We start from the raw sequence: 17,162 nt of genomic DNA, 5'->3' as shown, positions 1-17,162 counted from the left end.
GGGCGTTTTTCAGAGGGCTTATCGCGGAGTACCGGTTCAGATCAAACCTTGTGGCGAGGGAGCTTGCTCCCGCTGGACTGCGCAGCAGTCCCAGTCTTTCAAAAAGCCGGGGCCGCTACGCGACCCAGCGGGAGCAAGCTCCCTCGCCACACCAGTTTTTCAGGCTTAAAGGTGCGCCACACGCCCCGAAACAAAATGCCCGACATCATTGAACCCCGGCGTGGACGAATGCCCCGGCGTCACCAGCGAATCGATAAACGCCTCATCCTCGGCGCTGATCTTCACCTCCAGCGCGCCGATATAGGCGTCCCACTGCGCCTCGGTACGCGGCCCGACAATCGCCGAACTGACCGCCGAGTTGTTCAATACCCAGGCAATCGCAAACTCAACAATCCCGACGCCACGTCCTTGGGTGTACTGCTGGATCTGCTGGGCGATGCGCAGCGATTCCACACGCCATTCGGTTTCCAGGATGCGTTTGTCCTGGCGCGCCGCGCGGCTGCCGGCCTCGGGGGTAACGTCCGGGGCGTATTTACCGCTGAGCACGCCGCGGGCCAGTGGGCTGTAAGGCACCACGCCGAGGCCGTAGGCGGCTGCCGCGGTAATCTGCTCCACTTCGGCCTGGCGGTTGACGATGTTATAAAGCGGTTGGCTGATCACCGGCTTGTCGACGCCCAGGCGCTCCGCCACACGAATCACCTCGGCAATACGCCAGCCACGATAATTGGACAGGCCCCAATAACGGATCTTGCCCTGGCGGATCAGATCGCCAATCGCCGACACCGTCACTTCCAGCGGCGTGTTGTGGTCCTCGCGGTGCAGGTAGTAGATATCCAGGTAGTCGGTGTCGAGGCGTGTCAGGCTGGCTTCCAACGCGTTGAAAATACGCTTGCGGCTCAAGCCGCTGCGGTTGGGCAAGCCGTCCGCCGGGCCGATGCCGACCTTGGACGCCACCACCCAATCCTGGCGATTGCGCACAATGGCTTCGCCGACGATTTCCTCGGAGCGACCGCCGGTGTAGACGTCCGCCGTGTCGATAAAATTGATGCCCTGGTCCCAGGCCTTGTCGATGATGCGCAGCGAGTCCTCGGTGTTGGTCTGTTCGCCAAACATCATGGTGCCCAGGGTCAAGGCGCTGACCTTCAACCCGGACTGGCCCAATGTGCGGTAAATCATGGATAACTCCTCAAGGCGGGAAATGTAACCTTGCAATACCAGACTCAGCCGCTCTGGGACAAGCCCCGCGCGTGTTTCTTCATGTACCCAGCAACGCCTGGCAACGTGCCTGTAGAAATCGATGAAGCACCTTCACCCGTTCCGACACCTGCAGGCGGTGAGGGCACATCAGGTTGAACGGGGCAGGCTCGCCTTGCCAATCCTCAAACAGCGGCACCAGTCGACCGGCAGCGATATCGCCGATCACGTCGAGCCTCGCCTTGTAGGCGATGCCATGCCCGCCAAGCGCCCAACGGCGGACGATTTCTCCGTCGTTGCTGAGGAAATCCCCTGAGACTTCCACCTCCTGTAGCTGATCACCTTGGCGAAACCGCCACGTCTTGCTCACCTGGCCCTGGCGCATGTAACGCAGCGTACTGTGCGCGGACAATTCCATGGGCTCGCGCGGTGTGCCGTGGCGTGCAAGGTAGGCGGGGCTGGCGCAGGCGACGCGGTGGTGATCAGGGGCAATCGGCAACGCAACCAGGCTGGAGTCCTGGGGCACGCCAAAGCGCAGGGCGATGTCCACGGTTTCGCGGAACAGGTCGGCATTGCTGTCGTTGAGCATCAATTGCAGGCGGATGTTCGGGTGCTCGGCCTTGAACTCGTCCAGCCAGCCCAGCACCACATTGCGCCCGAAATCCGACGGCGCGGCCAGTTGCAGCAACCCACTCAAGCCCAGGCTTTGCTGTTTGAGCGCTTGTTCGCCTTCAGATAACGCCGCCAGTGCCACGCGCACGCTGTCGAGGTAGCGCCGACCTTCCTCGGTCAGGCGCATGCTGCGCGTGGAGCGTGCCAGCAAGCGAATACCCAGGCGGGTTTCCAGGCGCTTGAGGGCGATGCTCGCTGCCGCCGGCGTCAAGCCCAGGCCACGGGCGGCGGAGGACAAGCTACCGGTATCGGCGGTGCGCACGAAGACTTCAAGATCGAGGATCGAACTCATTTGTAAAAATCCTTTAAAGATCTTGTCGTTTTACCGGGATTTTTCGCCGATTGCCAAGCTGGGAAGATAAACACTCACTTTCTCAATCAGGAATCTCTTCCATGACTTCTTCCCTCAATGGCAAAACCGTCATCGTGATCGGCGGCAGCAGCGGCATCGGTGCCGCCGTGGCCAAGGCTGCTGCCGCGCGGGGTGCGCAGGTGGTGTTGGCCGGGCGGCGCCTGGTGCCCGGCGTCGAAAACGGCTTGCGCAGCGAGCCGGTTGACGTCACTGATGCGGCTTCCCTGCAACGTCTGTTCGAAACGGTGGGGCGCTTTGATCACCTGGTCTACACCTCGGGGCCAAGCGTGCGCGCCAAGACCTTGATCGAAACCGATCTGAGTGAAGCCCAGGAGAACTTCAACGTGAAACTGTGGGGCTCACTGCGGGCCATCCAGTTGGCACTGCCATTTTTGAGCGAGCACGGCAGCATCAGCCTGACCTCCGGGCAATTGGGGCGTAAATCCGTGGCGGGGCAATTCATCAAGACCGGTATCAACGCTGCGACCGAAGCGCTGGTCAAGCAGTTGGCCAAGGAACTGGCGCCACGCCGGGTCAATGCGATCAGTCCGGGGGTGATTGATACGCCGGCGTATGCCGGGCTTGCAGAAGATCAGCGCTTGGCGATGTTTGCCAAGGCCGGTAGTGCGCTGCCGGTGGGGCGAGTGGGGCAGGCGGAGGAGGTTGCGACGGGGTATGTACTGGCCATGGAAAATGGCTTTATGACCGGCGCCGTCATTGATATCGACGGCGGCGGTCTGCTCTGATGGCTGGAGCGTTTTAAGCCTTCAGGGTGCGCGTCATTCGTAGCGCCAACACACTACCGGCCACGATCACCGCCGCCAGCAGGTACAACGCCACGTCTGTGGACCCGGTGGCATCCTTCACGAAGCCGACGATGTACGGGCTGAGGAAGCCGGCCATCTGGCCCATGGAGTTGATCAACGCCAGGCCACCTGCCGCCGCGCCCGCACTGAGCATGGCGGTAGGCACTGGCCAGAACATCGGCAGGCCGGTGAGCGCCCCCATGGTGGCGATGGTCAGGCCGAGGATTGCAATGGCCGGTGTGGTCGCGAAGTTCACTGCGATCACCAGGCCGACAGCGCCCATCAGCATCGGTACCACCAAGTGCCAGCGACGCTCCTTGCGCAAGTCGGCGGAGCGGCCCACCAGCAACATGAAGACTGCCGCCAGCAGGTAAGGGATCGCACTCAGCCAGCCGATCACCAGGTTGTCGCTGAATCCCAGGTTCTTGATGATCGACGGCAGCCAGAAGTTGATGGCGTACACGCCGCTCTGGATGCAGAAGTAGATCAGGCCGAACGCCCAGATGGCAGGGTTCTTGAACACCTCAGCGAGGGAATCGGTGGTGGTCTTCGGCTTGTTCGCCAGGTCGGTCGCCTGATCGGCTTCCAGTACTGCGCGTTCGTGGGGCTTGAGCCACTTGGCGTTGGCAAAGCTGTCGCTGAGCAGGAAGTAGGCGAGGGCGCCCAGCACGACGGTCGGAATACCTTGCAGCAGGAACATCCACTGCCAGCCCGCGAGGCCGCCTTGGCCAGCGGCGAAGTGGTTGAGGATCCAGCCGGAGAACGGGCTGCCGAGCAGACCGGAAACCGGGATCGCCGACATGAACAGCGCCATGATCCGCCCACGGCGGAAGGTCGGGAACCACTGCGAGAGGTACAGCACCACGCCGGGGAAGAAGCCCGCTTCGGCGGCACCGGTGAACAGGCGCAAAGTGTAGAAGTGTGTCGGCGTGGTGACGAACAGCAGGCAGGTGGACAGCGTGCCCCAGACGATCATCATCAACGCAATCCAGCGCCGTGGACCGAACTTGGTCAACGCCAGGTTGCTCGGTACGCCACACAGCACGTAGCCGATGAAGAAGATCCCGGCACCGAGGCCGTATACGGTTTCGCTGAATTTCAACGCATCGAGCATCTGCAACTTGGCAAAGCCAACGTTTACCCGGTCGAGGTAGTTGAACAGATAGCAGATGAAAATGAAGGGGATCAGGCGCAGGGTAATGCGCTTGTAGATGGCGTTTTTATCGTCATCGGTGGCCAGTGGGGTCGTGGCGCTCTGTGACATGGCAGTCTCTCTTTATTATGATTTTTCGCGATGCGAGGGTAACGTTGATCGCCCACTGAGTCTCGGCCACCTGGCAGGCTGCTGTCTTTGTGCTTGCGCACAGTGAAGCCGGCTTTGCGCTGTGCCTATGAACAACCCATCGCTTTCAAGGAATTTAGCCCCATGTTCGAGCTGGATCATGACCTGGCGCAGGATATCGTCGATCGGACCATGGCGATCCTGCCCTACAACGTCAACGTCATGGACAGCCAAGGCCTGATTCTCGGAAGCGGCGAGCCCGAGCGCATCAACACCCGCCATGAAGGCGCACAACTGGTGCTCGCCAATGGTCGCGTAGTGGAAATCGACGGCCAGACCGCCAAGCACCTCAAGGGCGTGCAACCGGGCATCAACCTGCCGTTGCTGCACGACGGGCGCCTGATCGGCGTGCTTGGCATCACCGGCGAACCCGAAGGCCTGCGTACCTACGCCGAACTGGTGCGCATGACCGCAGAAATGCTGGTCAGTCATCGCCACCAGCAGGCCGAGCAACAATGGCGGCGCCAACGCTGTGATGATCTGCTGGCCTTGCTGTTGGCGGAAGCTGGCGATTCGCCGCGCTTGGTGGACGAAGCCCAGCAACTGGGGCTCAAGCCGCAACTGGCGCGCACGCCGTACCTGTTTGAACTGGGCGCAGGACAATCGGCGGAAGCCCTGAGTGCCTGGCTGACCTCGCGTTATCCGGACAGCTGGTGTGTCAGCTCGGCACAATACTCATTGCTGTGGTGCCGGCCAGCGGCAGTGCCGGTCGACAACCCGCGCTTGCTGGAAAAACTCGAAGGCCTCGGTTGGAACATCCTGCGTGTCGCCGTGGGCGGGCAAGCGGATGGTCTGGCCGGGCTGCGCCGTTGCTATCGACGCGTGGGTGATCTGCTCGCCTATGGCCGTGATGTACTGCCGCAGTCGCGCCTGTTGACCCTCAATCGCTATCGCTTGCCCGTGATGCTCTGGCGCCATCGCAATGACGACGCGCTCGACGAACTGCTCAACCCCCTGCGTAAAGTGCTGGCCAAGGACAGCAATGGTCAACTGCAAGCCACATTGCGCAGTTGGTGCGAACACGACGGGCAAAGCCAGGCCTGTGCCGATGCCCTGGGTATTCACCGCAACAGCCTGCGTTACCGCATGGAACGGATTGCCGAACTCAGTGGCGTCGACCCCCTGACCCTGGACGGCATGCTCGCGCTCTACCTGGGCGTACAGCTGCTGCCCCAGGCTTTGTCGGAATGAACAACAAAGCGCCGCCGTACTTGTGCATCGGACCGGCGTCTTCAGCTGTGGCAACTGGCAGCATGGGCGTTATAAAAACCGGAGAAAGCCCATGAAAATCATCATCGCCCCCGACTCGTTCAAGGACAGCCTGAGTGCAGAAGGCGTCGCCCAGGCCATCGCGGCCGGGTTGGCCCAGGTCTGGCCGGATGCGCAATTGATCCAGTGCCCGATGGCGGATGGTGGTGAAGGTACGGTGGATTCGGTGCTGGCCGCCTGTAATGGCGAGTTGCGCCACCACAGCGTACTCGGCCCGTTGGGGGTCGCAGTTGAAGCGCATTGGGGCTGGTTGGCCGACAGCCACACCGCAATCATCGAAATGGCTGAAGCCAGCGGTTTGCAACTGGTCCCAACGGGCCAGCGCGACGCCTGCAAAACCACCACCTATGGCACCGGCGAACTGATCCGCGCCGCCCTGGATGCCGGCGCCCAACGCATCATCCTGGCGATTGGCGGCAGCGCCACCAACGACGGTGGCGCGGGGGCGATGCAGGCGCTCGGCGTGCAGCTGTTCGATGCCGAACACCAGGCACTCCCGCCCGGAGGCCTGGCCTTGGCCCGCCTGGCACAGATCAACCTCGAAAACCTCGACCCGCGCCTGGCCCAGGTACGCTTTGAAATCGCCGCCGACGTCAACAACCCGCTGTGCGGCCCCCACGGCGCCTCAGCGATTTTTGGCCCGCAAAAGGGCGCGAACCCCGAGCAAGTCCAACAGCTGGACGCTGCACTGGGCCACTTCGCCGACCACTGCGCCAAGGTCCTGCCCAACGATGTACGCGACGAACCTGGCAGTGGCGCTGCGGGTGGTCTGGGCTTCGCCGCAAAGGCCTTCCTGGGCGCGCAGTTCCGCGCGGGTGTCGACGTGGTGGCAGAGTTGGTCGGCCTGGACGAAGCCGTACGTGGCGCCGACCTGGTGATCACCGGCGAAGGCCGCTTCGACGCCCAGACCCTGCGCGGAAAAACCCCGTTCGGCGTGGCACGCATTGCCCAACAACACAACGTACCGGTGATCGTGATTGCCGGCACCTTGGGTGATGGCTACGAACAGATGTACGCCCACGGCGTAGACGCCGCCTTCGCCTTGCCTTGCGGCCCGATGAGCCTGGAACAGGCGTGCAGCGAGGCACCGCGTTTATTGCAGGAGCGGGCGGCGGATATTGCGCGGGTATGGCGCGTGGCAACACGGCGCTGACGTAAAACCCCAGGCATGGGACAATCCGCGCCTTTTCGACACGGAGAGTCCCTATGCTGCGCCCCGCACTCCTGGCTCTGTTTCTGACAGGCGCCACCGCCCCAGCCTTCGCTCAACCCCCTACCGAAACGGTCCCGCTGCTGCGGGAGATCAAGCAGTGGGTCACCGGTTGCGACAACCTGCGCAATTGCCACGCTCTCAGTGCACCCAGTGGCGTCGATGAAGAGGATTACAGCTCGCTGACCTTGCACCTCTGGCACCAGGCCGGTCCTCAAGGGTATCTGCGTTTGCGTTTTGATCATCGAGGCGAGGAGGTGGACCTGTCTGATTTGCTGCTGGATGGCAAGCCGCTGGGCCTGGAACTGACGCAGGACTTGCACGTCGAGCTGGATGACCAGGGCGGCGACCCCGATGTGCAGTCCTTCGGGGTGATCGAGGACGCGGCCGCGCGGCGCTGGTTGCAGCGCTTGCGCAATGGCCAGCGCTTGCAGTTACCGGGCGACGAGGCGGCCCATGTGTCGCTCAGCGGCCTGAGTGCTGCGTTGCTGTTGATGGATGCCGTGCAGGGCCGTGTGGACAACGTGACGGCCCTGGCACGGCCCGGAAAGGGCGCCGCCAGTGAGGTTGCGCCACGCGTGCCGGCGCCGGTGCTGCGCAAGTTTACAGTGGCGCCGCCGCTGACTGCCCAGGAGCAGACGGGTCTGGTGGCCGCTGCCTTGCAGGCCGTGAAGCCTGAGGAAGGTGAGCCCGAGGCAACAGTTGGCGCGCTGACGGCGCAACAGGCCATGACGGTGACGCGTTACGACTGTGCGGCCTATAACTGCGAGTTCGATGTGAGCAGCCGTGAGCGCCAGGCGCCTTACAAGGAAACGCCAATGGACCTGCAACCGCTGCCCCTGGAAGACGCTGCGCTGCAAGGCTCGGTCGGGTATGACGAAGCGTCCGGGACCCTGAGTTATTTCTACAAGCAGCGTGGGATCGGTGATTGCGGCGGCGGGGCTTCCTGGGTGTTCGATGGCAAGCGTTTCCAGCTCAGCGAGTTCCACAGAATGCCGCGTTGCACCGGGGTCGGTTACGGTGATTGGCCAGCGTTGTGGACGACCATGCCAGCACCCTAGCCATCGGGCCCACAGCGCCTCTACACTGGCCGGCCACTTGTTTTTCAAAGGATGAAACACAATGCACACACCTGAACCCCATATCGTGATCCAGCGCTTCACCGAGGCCCACCTCGCGGGCGTCGCTGCGCTCTATAACGAACCGGCCGTGTGCCGTCAGGTGCTGCAAATGCCTTTCCAGTCGGTCGAGGCGTGGCGTAATAAACTGGTCCAGGACAACGAACGGCGCCTGCAACTGGTGGCCGTGCACGGTGGTGAAGTGATCGGCCAGCTTGGCCTGGAACAGTACCTGCGGGTACGCCAGGCCCATGTCGGTTCATTCGGCATGGGCGTGGCCACGGCGTGGCAGGGCAAAGGGGTTGGCTCGCGCCTGCTGACGGCCGCGCTGGACGTGGCCGACAACTGGATGAACCTGCGCCGGGTGGAACTCACGGTGTACGCCGACAACGAAGCGGCACAGAGGCTGTACCGCAAGTTCGGCTTTGAGGTCGAAGGCGTGTTGCGCGATTACGCCCTGCGTGACGGCCAGTTTGTCGACACCGTCAGCATGGCGCGCCTGCGCCAGTCGGCTTAGCCCAGGGCAAACGCCACCGCAGCCTGCGCATGCAGCTCGGTGGTGTCCAGCAGCGGCAGGTCGCTGTGCTCGGGCTTGATCAACAGACTGATTTCCGTGCAACCGAGGATGATCGCCTGGGCGCCGCGTGCGGCCAGGGACTCGATCACCGCTTGGTAGACCTTGCGTGACGCATCGCTGATCACGCCGACACACAACTCCTCATAGATAATCCGGTGCACGGCTTGGCGCTCGTCCGCCTCGGGCACCAGCACGGTCAGGCCCTGGGCCGCCAGGCGCGATTTGAGGAAGTCCTGCTCCATGGTAAACGCGGTGCCGAGCAGGCCGACAGTCAGCGTGCCGGCTTCCACGGCCGCTGCACCTGCAGCATCGGCGATGTGCAGGAACGGAATTGACACCGCCGCTTCAATGCGCGGCGCTACCAAATGCATGGTGTTGGTACACAGCACCACACACTCGGCGCCACCGGCTTGCAGACGGCGCGCGGCATCTTCGAGGATCAGCGCGGTGTCATCCCAGCGGCCGGCGTGCTGGGCCTGTTCCACCGGACCGAAGTCCACGCTGTACATCAACAGTTGCGCCGAGCGCAGCGGGCCAAGCTGGTCGCGCACGCGCTGGTTGATGATGCGGTAATACTCGGCGCTGGACTCCCAGCTCATGCCGCCGATAAGGCCGATGGTGCGCATGCGATGCTCCTGACAACGAAAGTCGCTTCACCTTACCCATCGGCCGGGGATTAGTCATACGCAGTTGGCCGCGAAATGACCGGTGCAGTTTCACATGTCCAGGTTGATCCACCCCGGCTTCGCTTCCTCCGGCGCCACCGCGTTGATCCGCTTGCCGGTCGCCTGCTCCACGCGCCGAGCTACTTCCGGGTCATCGGCAAAGGGCATCAGGCTGGCGTCGTCCAGGCTTTTGTCCGACTGGCCGCGCAGGCAATACTCCACCGCGCCGTACAGGCACACCACCATCAGCAGGCCCCACACCTCAGGCGATCCGCGCATCGAGCTGCGCCATTTTCACGTCCGCGACTCGTACCGTGCGCCAGGTGTTGTAGGCCATCAGCACCATCCCCGTAAGAAAGAACACGCCCCCGGCAAACCGCACCACAAACCCCGGATGGCTGGCCTGCAAGGCTTCGACAAACGAATAAGTGAGAGTGCCGTCATCGTTGACCGCCCGCCACATCAGGCCTTGGGTGATGCCGTTGACCCACATCGACGCGATGTACAGCACGGTGCCGATAGTCGCGAGCCAGAAGTGCAGGTTGATCAGCGGCACACTGTGCATCTGCTCGCGCCCGAACACTTTGGGGATCATGTGGTACAGCGAGCCAAAGGTGATCATCGCCACCCATCCCAGGGCCCCGGCGTGTACGTGACCGATGGTCCAGTCGGTGTAGTGGGACAGGGCGTTGACGGTCTTGATCGCCATCATCGGCCCCTCGAACGTCGACATGCCGTAGAACGCCAGGGACAGCACCAGGAACCGCAGGATCGGATCGGTGCGCAACTTATGCCAGGCGCCGGACAAGGTCATCATGCCATTGATCATCCCGCCCCAGCTCGGTGCCAGCAGAATCAGCGACATGGCCATGCCCAATGACTGCGCCCAATCCGGCAGGGCGGTGTAGTGCAGGTGATGCGGGCCAGCCCAGATATACAGGGTGATCAACGCCCAGAAGTGCACGATGGACAGGCGATAGGAGTACACCGGGCGTCCGACTTGTTTCGGCACGAAGTAATACATCATCCCCAAAAAACCGGTGGTCAGGAAAAACCCTACGGCGTTGTGCCCGTACCACCACTGCACCATCGCATCGGTGGCCCCGGAATACACCGGGTACGACTTGAACCAATCCACCGGGATCGCCAAGTGGTTGACCACGTGCAACATGGCGATCACCAGGATAAAGGCGCCGAAAAACCAGTTGCCCACGTAAATATGTTGGGTTTTGCGTCGCACCACGGTGGTGAAAAACACAATGGCATAGGCCACCCACACCACGGCCATCCACACCGCGCCGGAGAACTCGATTTCGGCGTATTCCTTGGTGGTGGTGTAGCCCAGCGGCAAGCTGATCAGCATGGTCACGATCACTGACTGCCAGCCCCAGAAGGTAAAAGCTGCCAGCTTGTCGGAAAACAAGCGCACCTGGCAGGTGCGCTGTACCGCGTAGTAGCTGGCGGCAAACTGCGCGCTGCCGGCAAAACCGAAGATCACCAGGCTGGTGTGTAAGGGCCGCAAACGGCCAAAGGTGGTCCAGGGCAGGTCCAGGTTCATTTCCGGCCACACCAATTGCGAGGCGATCCACACGCCCATGGCCATGCCCACCACACCCCAGACGATAGTGGCGATAACAAATTGGCGGACGACTTTATAGTTATAGGCCTGCCCGATTGTTGCTGTGCTCATGCTCAGTCCTCCCACGGTTCCAAGTGGCGGCACTGTAGGAAGCGTGGGCAAAACAAAACAGGCTCAGAAAAACCTCATTGTTGCGGATCAGTTTTAAGCCGTACGTTGAGCGACTGCATCTGCCATGATCAGGCTTCGCAACCTGGCTCACCCAAGGAAATCCGCAATGGACGATGTACAGCAACTGGGCGAGATGCTTCGTCATTACGCCGACAGCGAAGCGCATAAAAAACAGCAATTCGATGTGCAGTCTGCCCGTTGGACGCAAAAGCTCGATGAGTTGTTTGGTCAGATCGAGCAGTGGCTTGCGCCGGTAAAGATGGTCGGCTTGCTGGAGGTGCATCGTGAAGCCTATGTCGCCAGCGGGCCCAGCGTGCCGGTGGAGGCATCGACCTTCAAGACCGAGAAACTGACCGTGAATATCACCGGCAAACCGGTGGAATTCGTGCCGGACGTGATGGGTGTGGGCGGGTTGATCTCCGTGTCGGTCATGGGCTTGACCGCTGCGCGGCACGGCAGCGTTTCGCTGGTGCTGCCGGCGGACAAAAACGATTGGCTGTGGAAGAAGACCAATGGCCTGAAAGACCCGGACACCTTTGGCTTCGACGCGAATTTCCTGGCCTCGCAGTTGCAGAGCCTGATTCCACGCGAACGCGTCTGAACTGTCGGTTGTGGGCAAGTTTATTTAAGCGCTGGATCACCAGGGTTGAGCTTTTTCCAACGTTGCATTACTACCTGCGCCTTAGGTTCCTGACCGTTTTCCAGGTAGTACTGGATCAACGACAGCCGCGCATTACGGTGATACGGCTGGCGCTTGAGCAGGTTTTCCAGTTGCTGGCAGGCTTCGTCGACACGGCCGCTGTCATGCAACGCCACCGCCAGCACAAAGGTGAACTGACCGTTGGCAGGCTCCAGGCGGGCGGCGTTGCGCAGGTGGGGCATGGCTTTTGCCGTCTCGCCCGAGCGAATCAGCATCAAGCCTTGGGTGTGCTGTAACAGTGCGGCGTCTGGGTGCCGGGCCAACTCATCAGCAATCAGGCCGCGTGCTTCTGGCGTACGGCCGTTGGCTTCCAGCCACTGCGCCAGGGTGACCAGCGCCGGGAAGAAATCCGGATCGCGCAGCAGCGCCGTACGCAATTGCGCTTCCACTTTGTCGCCACGGCCGCTGGCCTGGTAGAGCATCGCCAGGTTGAGGTTGGCTTCGGCGCGTTCGAGCAGGCTTGATTGCACCTGTTCATATTCAGTAATGGCGCTGTCCCAGGCGGGGCCCTGGCCGGGCACGCTCAACAGGTCCCGCGCGGCAATGATCCGCACGGCGCGCACGGGATCCCTGAGCAAGGGCGCGTACAGGGTGACGCGTTCCGCTGGCGGCAGCAGGGCGCTGACGGCACGCACGGCACTTTCCCGCACTTGCGGGGCAGGGTGGAGGAGGTCCTTGGTCGCCAGTGTCAACGCCTGTTCACTGGGATAGTTGGGCAGTTCGACCAACAGCGTCGCGCGTTGGACGGCCGGTAGATTGTTGCGAGCCAGTTGGTCATACAACGCCTGGGCCGCACCGGTTTGACCGCCGCGAATCAACACCATGCTCTCGGCGTAAGTCGGTGCTTTCAGCACGTCCCGTGCCCCGGCCGGGATGCTGAAGCTGTGGTCGTGGCGCAAGTCGTTGCCCATATAGACCTTGCCTGGCATATGGCAGTCAACGCAGAGCGAGCCCGATTTACCGGTGTGTTCAGGGGAGTCGTAGTTTTTGGCCTGTAGCCCACGCCCATCCACTGTGGTGATCGAAGTTTTGCCGGCCGTGTTATGGCATTGCAGGCACACCGCATTGCCCGGCGCCTTCAGTTCATTGCTGTGGGGGTTGTGGCAGTTGCTGCAACGCACGCCTTTCTCGGCCATTTTGCTTTGGGCGAAGGAGCCGTGCTCAAACACCTCATCCTTGATCTTGCCGTCCAGGGCATACAGTTCACGGGTCAGCACGCTGGGCAGGTAGTCGTCCATCAGGCGTTTGCCCACGGTATAGCCATCGCCCAGGGGCGCACGGCGTGCATGGCAGCGGGCGCAGGTTTCCAGTTCGACGGTGGCGTCCTTGTCTTTGAGGTCCACGGCAAAGCCTGCGTGCAGCAGGTCGCCTTTTTTCGCGGCCCATTGCAGGTGGTTGGACGCCGGGCCATGGCACGCCTGGCAGCCGACACCGAGGCTGTTCCATTGGCTGTCGAAGGTGTTGTTCTGTGCATCGAAATTACGTTTGTAGCCGGTGGTGTGGCATTCCACGCACATGAAGTTGGCGTTCTGGCTGGGTTTGCTCCAGTGCAGCGGGTTCTTGAAGTTAACGCCCTGGCCGGGATACAGGTGAAACCAGCGATTCTGTTGGGTATCCCAAGCCACGCCGAGGGCTTGCAGGCGACCGCCGCCGACGTCGATCAGGTATTGCTGTAACGGTGCGATGCCAAAGGTGTAGGCCACCTTGAAATCGGCCACCTTGCCGTCGCTGCCTGGTGTGTTGACCCAGAACTCATCGCCTCGGCGGAAGAACCGCGTGGTCTCACCTTCGCCGGTAAAGCTCGCATCGTTGAAGTCCGCCGGCACGGTCTGCGGCGTGGCCAATTGCATCGCCAGTTGGTGGTGCGAGCCTTGCCAATCCTTGGCCTGGGCCTGGTGGCAGCCCTGGCACTGCTGCTCATCGACCTGGGTGGCCGGGGGCATGACCACCGGCTTGGCGGCCACCACCGGCGCCGGCAACCGAGGCGTACTGGCCTGCAGGAAGAACCAGATCCCGGTCATGGCCAACAACAGCAGCACAATCAAAACGGGGAACAGATAACGGCGGGGTGATTCACGGTGGGGCGCGGCGTGTTGTTTTTTGGGCTTGGGCATTCCGACTTCCGTTGTCTTGATGCGTGGACGCTCTATTGGCGCGCTTAAGCTCTGTGCAGCTTTGACGCTGGGGGCAGGTCTGTCAAACAGGCCGCGCAAATGAGGTTAATTCCCCAGGATTGGCTATACCTACAGCTCACTGTTTCGATGATGATCGCCAGGGAGTTCAATGATGAAACTAAGGCTAATGATCAGCACGCTGTGTGTGGCGTCGGTCGCCATGGCAGGTTGTGCCAGCAAGGTCACTTCACCGGATGAGTACTCCGGCTTTCTCTCCGACTACAGCCAACTCAAGGAAGCCAAGTCGCCTTCGGGAGCCGAGGTGATGCGTTGGGTCGATCCCAAGCTGGACCTCAGCCGCTACCACGCGGTGTTCGTCGAGCCGACCCAGTTCTACCCCAAGCCCCAGGCCACGGCGAAAATCCCGGAAAGCACCCTGAACGGCATCAACACCTATTACAACCAGGCGCTCAAGCGTGAACTGGAAAAATCCTTGCCGCTGGCCAATGCGCCTGGGCCGGGTGTGATCGTCGTGCGGGCGGCGATCACCGCCGTGAGCAGCAAGACCGAAGGCCTCGCCCCGTATGAATACATCCCCGTAGCGCTGGTCGTCGCGACGGTCAGCACCGCGTCCGGCCATCGTGACCAGGAAACCACCTTGGGCACCGAGGCGCAGTTCCTCGACGGCGCTAACGGCAAGGTGATCGCTCAGGTGGTGCGAAAAGGCACTGGCAAGCCGCTGGCCAATGAGTCCCAGGTAATGAAGGCCGACGATGTGAAAAGCGTGATCGACGGCTGGGCGTCGGACTTGCATCAGTCATACGTCAAGCTCAAACACTAGAAAGTCCTTAAGGGGTGAGGGCCTACGCGCCCTCACCACCGCTTCACTGACCGCCAAACCAACGGAAATAGGGATTGGCGCCGTCCCCGCGCATGACCTCTCGCATATCCCGCCCCCAGGCATCCCGGTCGCCGTCGTAGGCATGCAGGCTGGCGCGGTAGAACTGCATCAGGCGTTGCTGCTCGGCAGCCAGTGTGCGAGCGAAAGTCTCATCCGCATGGATCAGCGGCACGGGCACGCGCAGATCGAGCAAGGCCGGCAGCACGCGGGTGATTTCCTTGCTGCGCACCCACGGCGCGTACTCGATGCGCGGTTGATCGTCGGTGACCGGCAACGTATCCCCGGCAAATCGTTCAAGGCCCTGGCGATCAGTGACCCAGGTTGCCAGCAGAGTCGCCGCCGAATCGATACCTACGTCCGCCAGGGCGCTGCGCACGCCCTGATCTTCAAATCGGTGGCGTATGCGTTGTACATCCAGGGTGATCGGCTCCAGGGAGCCCACCAGCAGCATCTCATGGAACTCGCTGGTCCACAGCGACGCGTACGGGAACACGTTGAGGAAGCTGCGCACCAAGGCGCGGGAGTCGTCGATGTTTTGCGTCGGCAGCGGCAGCCATTGGGCGAGCAAGCCGTTTTTCTCGAGGCGCGTGGCCGCTAATTGGTAGAAGTCCTGAGAATACAGGTTTACCACGCCGGCAGCGGAGGGTGGCGGGGGTTCCAGGGTGATCAGGTCGTAGGCTTGCGGGTTGCGCAGCAGTTCCTGGCGACCGTCGCGCAAGCGCAAGTCGATGCCTGGATCGCTGGCGGCATTGAAGTTGCCTTTGAACAAGGGGGCGGCTTGCACCACCGCTGGCAGGAGTTCAGCGACCACCCGATGTTCCAGGCCTGGATAGCGCAATAGCGCACCCGCCGTGATGCCGGTGCCGAAGCCGATCACCAGTGCAGACTTGGGCTCGGCGTTGTGGATCAGCAGCGGCAACAGCGCCTGGACCCGCATATAACGCAGCGACGGCATGGCGTCGCCCGTGTTGGAGACGCCCTGGATATACAGCCGCTGAAACGCCCGCGCTCCTTGGCCCTGGGTAACGACTGCCACCGTCGCGCCACGGCCTTCCTGGTAAAACGCCAGGCTGGCGTTGCGTGCACCAGGCAGCAATTTGGCCAGGCGATCCATTGGGGTCAGCAGTGTGACCGCCAGCGACACCAACGCCAGTGCAATCACCGCTTGCCGCCGACCTTTTTTAACACCCTGGCCACGGCGTACCGCCAGATACCCCACGACGCCAGCCACCACCGCCAACACGCCCAAGGTCCGTACCAACCCCAGCCACGGGATCAACACGAACCCGCACAGCATCACCCCGATAATCCCGCCCAAGGTGTTGAAGGCCACCACCGCGCCGACGTCACGGCCGACATGCCGATTGCCCACACTCAAGCGCAACGCCACGGGAAACGCCGCGCCCAACAGCAACGTTGGCACAAACACGATGCACAGTGCCGCCACCGCAAAACGTGCGCTCATGCCCGGCAGTTCGCTTGCGCCCAGGCCCAGCACCATTGCTTCAGCCTGGGTTTGCAGCAGTACCAGCCAGCGCCCCAACAGGGCGATTTCCAGCAGCGCCACCAAGCCTGCGCCCGCAATCAGCAGGCCGAATACGCCCCAGGGATCGCGAAGACGTTCTACACGACCTGACATCAACTGGCTGCCGATGAACAGCCCGGTGAGGTAGGTGGCAAGTACCACGGCGAATGCATACGTGCGGGTACTCATGAATTGCACGATGGACTGCGACCACACCACTTCATAACCGAGGGCGACGCCACCGGCGATGGCGTACAGCACCAATGCCAGTCGCGCCGGTTGCGTGGGGCGCGGCTGTGCGATTTCAACAGGTGCTTGATGACGCACCGCTAACACTGCCCCCACCGCAGCAAGCAGATTCAGCATCGCCGCCATCATCGCGCTGCCGCGCACGCCCAACTGAGCGATCAATACAAACGCCGCGAGCAACGTCCCGACAATCGCCCCGGCGGTGTTGGCCGCGTAGAGGCGCCCACCCGCCTGGCTCAAACCCTTGGCGTCGATACCCAACGAGCGCACCAGTACCGGCAACGTGCCGCCCATCAACACCGCTGGCAGCCCGACCAGGGCAAACGGCAATGCCCACGCCAGCAGGCCAATGCGTTGTTCCAACCAGGCAAACGGTTCGGCCGCCACGGCTAGGGCCAGCGTCGCGCCGACCCCGAGCAGGGCAACCAATAATTCCAGACCTGCATACAACAACAGCGGCCGCGCGAAGCGGTCCGCCAACCGTCCGAACAGCCACCCCCCCACTGCCAGCCCGGTAAAAAACGCGCTGATGCCAGCGGTAATTGCATACACCTCGACGCCCACCACCAGGGACAGTTGCTTGATCCATAGCACCTGATACACCAACGCCGCGCCGCCGGAGAGGAACAGGAGGAGGGCGGGGATCAGGATCGAGAGGGTTGCGGTGGTTTCAATGGGCTTGCTGGCGGTGCGTGACAACATTGCGATGAACCTTCTA

At 62.2% G+C, this 17,162-nt stretch carries 15 protein-coding genes; 7 read left to right on the top strand and 8 right to left on the bottom strand.

What is annotated here, in order from left to right:
* Positions 1-165 precede the first annotated feature (165 nt).
* Together OZ428_RS17350 and OZ428_RS17345 are read right to left on the bottom strand one after the other, a co-directional pair.
* On the bottom strand, positions 166-1,176 hold the full coding sequence (locus tag OZ428_RS17350; RefSeq protein ID WP_033902924.1) for an aldo/keto reductase: 1,011 nt from the start codon (positions 1,174-1,176) through the stop codon (positions 166-168).
* Positions 1,177-1,255: 79 nt separating this feature from the next.
* Positions 1,256-2,158 (bottom strand): LysR family transcriptional regulator, encoded by a 903-nt coding sequence (locus OZ428_RS17345; RefSeq protein WP_269130648.1) that lies wholly within the window; start codon positions 2,156-2,158, stop codon positions 1,256-1,258.
* A gap of 101 nt (positions 2,159-2,259) precedes the next feature.
* On the opposite strand from OZ428_RS17345, the gene OZ428_RS17340 reads away from it, so the two are divergent.
* A complete protein-coding gene (locus OZ428_RS17340; protein WP_269130647.1) occupies positions 2,260-2,964 on the top strand; it encodes an SDR family oxidoreductase in 705 nt (234 codons plus the stop codon).
* Positions 2,965-2,977: 13 nt separating this feature from the next.
* On the opposite strand, the gene OZ428_RS17335 is transcribed toward OZ428_RS17340, so the two are convergent.
* On the bottom strand, positions 2,978-4,288 hold the full coding sequence (locus tag OZ428_RS17335) for an MFS transporter (RefSeq protein WP_016974773.1): 1,311 nt from the start codon (positions 4,286-4,288) through the stop codon (positions 2,978-2,980).
* A 162-nt stretch (positions 4,289-4,450) separates the two neighbouring features.
* On the opposite strand from OZ428_RS17335, the gene OZ428_RS17330 reads away from it, so the two are divergent.
* The 4 genes from OZ428_RS17330 to OZ428_RS17315 all read left to right on the top strand — a co-directional run bounded on the left by OZ428_RS17330 (position 4,451) and on the right by OZ428_RS17315 (position 8,480).
* Positions 4,451-5,557, top strand: coding sequence for a sugar diacid recognition domain-containing protein (locus OZ428_RS17330; protein WP_269130646.1), 1,107 nt, complete (start codon positions 4,451-4,453; stop codon positions 5,555-5,557).
* 91 nt (positions 5,558-5,648) lie between these two features.
* On the top strand, positions 5,649-6,788 hold the full coding sequence (locus OZ428_RS17325) for a glycerate kinase (RefSeq protein WP_269130645.1): 1,140 nt from the start codon (positions 5,649-5,651) through the stop codon (positions 6,786-6,788).
* Between the two features lie 53 nt (positions 6,789-6,841).
* Complete coding sequence (locus OZ428_RS17320) at positions 6,842-7,906, top strand: DUF1176 domain-containing protein (RefSeq protein WP_269130644.1); 1,065 nt, start codon at positions 6,842-6,844, stop codon at positions 7,904-7,906.
* Between the two features lie 61 nt (positions 7,907-7,967).
* On the top strand, positions 7,968-8,480 hold the full coding sequence (locus tag OZ428_RS17315) for a GNAT family N-acetyltransferase (protein WP_269130642.1): 513 nt from the start codon (positions 7,968-7,970) through the stop codon (positions 8,478-8,480).
* On the opposite strand, the gene OZ428_RS17310 is transcribed toward OZ428_RS17315, so the two are convergent.
* The 3 genes from OZ428_RS17310 to ccoN form a co-directional block, all read right to left on the bottom strand.
* A complete protein-coding gene (locus OZ428_RS17310; RefSeq protein ID WP_033902917.1) occupies positions 8,477-9,166 on the bottom strand; it encodes an aspartate/glutamate racemase family protein in 690 nt (229 codons plus the stop codon). The two genes, OZ428_RS17315 and OZ428_RS17310, sit on opposite strands and share 4 nt — an antisense overlap.
* A 90-nt stretch (positions 9,167-9,256) precedes the next feature.
* Entirely contained in the window at positions 9,257-9,484 is a 228-nt protein-coding gene (locus OZ428_RS17305) for a cbb3-type cytochrome c oxidase subunit 3 (protein ID WP_442964803.1), read from the bottom strand.
* Positions 9,468-10,895: a cytochrome-c oxidase, cbb3-type subunit I gene (ccoN, locus tag OZ428_RS17300; RefSeq protein ID WP_269130641.1), complete on the bottom strand. Its 1,428-nt coding sequence runs from the start codon at positions 10,893-10,895 to the stop codon at positions 9,468-9,470. The genes OZ428_RS17305 and ccoN overlap by 17 nt, the downstream gene beginning before the upstream one ends.
* Before the next feature lie 166 nt (positions 10,896-11,061).
* On the opposite strand from ccoN, the gene OZ428_RS17295 reads away from it, so the two are divergent.
* Positions 11,062-11,556 (top strand): hypothetical protein, encoded by a 495-nt coding sequence (locus OZ428_RS17295; RefSeq protein WP_269130640.1) that lies wholly within the window; start codon positions 11,062-11,064, stop codon positions 11,554-11,556.
* 20 nt (positions 11,557-11,576) lie between these two features.
* On the opposite strand, the gene OZ428_RS17290 is transcribed toward OZ428_RS17295, so the two are convergent.
* The gene (locus OZ428_RS17290; protein WP_269130639.1) at positions 11,577-13,769 is read right to left on the bottom strand and encodes a tetratricopeptide repeat protein; all 2,193 of its coding nucleotides are present in this window, start codon (positions 13,767-13,769) and stop codon (positions 11,577-11,579) included.
* A 172-nt stretch (positions 13,770-13,941) separates the two neighbouring features.
* Here OZ428_RS17290 and OZ428_RS17285 point away from each other — a divergent pair, with 172 nt between their 5' ends.
* Complete coding sequence (locus OZ428_RS17285) at positions 13,942-14,610, top strand: DUF3313 domain-containing protein (protein WP_033902912.1); 669 nt, start codon at positions 13,942-13,944, stop codon at positions 14,608-14,610.
* Positions 14,611-14,653: 43 nt separating this feature from the next.
* Here OZ428_RS17285 and OZ428_RS17280 read toward each other — a convergent pair whose 3' ends face one another.
* A complete protein-coding gene (locus OZ428_RS17280; RefSeq protein WP_269130638.1) occupies positions 14,654-17,146 on the bottom strand; it encodes a fused MFS/spermidine synthase in 2,493 nt (830 codons plus the stop codon).
* Positions 17,147-17,162 lie beyond the last annotated feature (16 nt).

The organism is Pseudomonas sp. GXZC (assembly GCF_026967615.1).
Lineage (GTDB): Bacteria > Pseudomonadota > Gammaproteobacteria > Pseudomonadales > Pseudomonadaceae > Aquipseudomonas > Aquipseudomonas azotoformans_A.
This window is presented reverse-complemented; position numbering and strand designations above follow the sequence as displayed.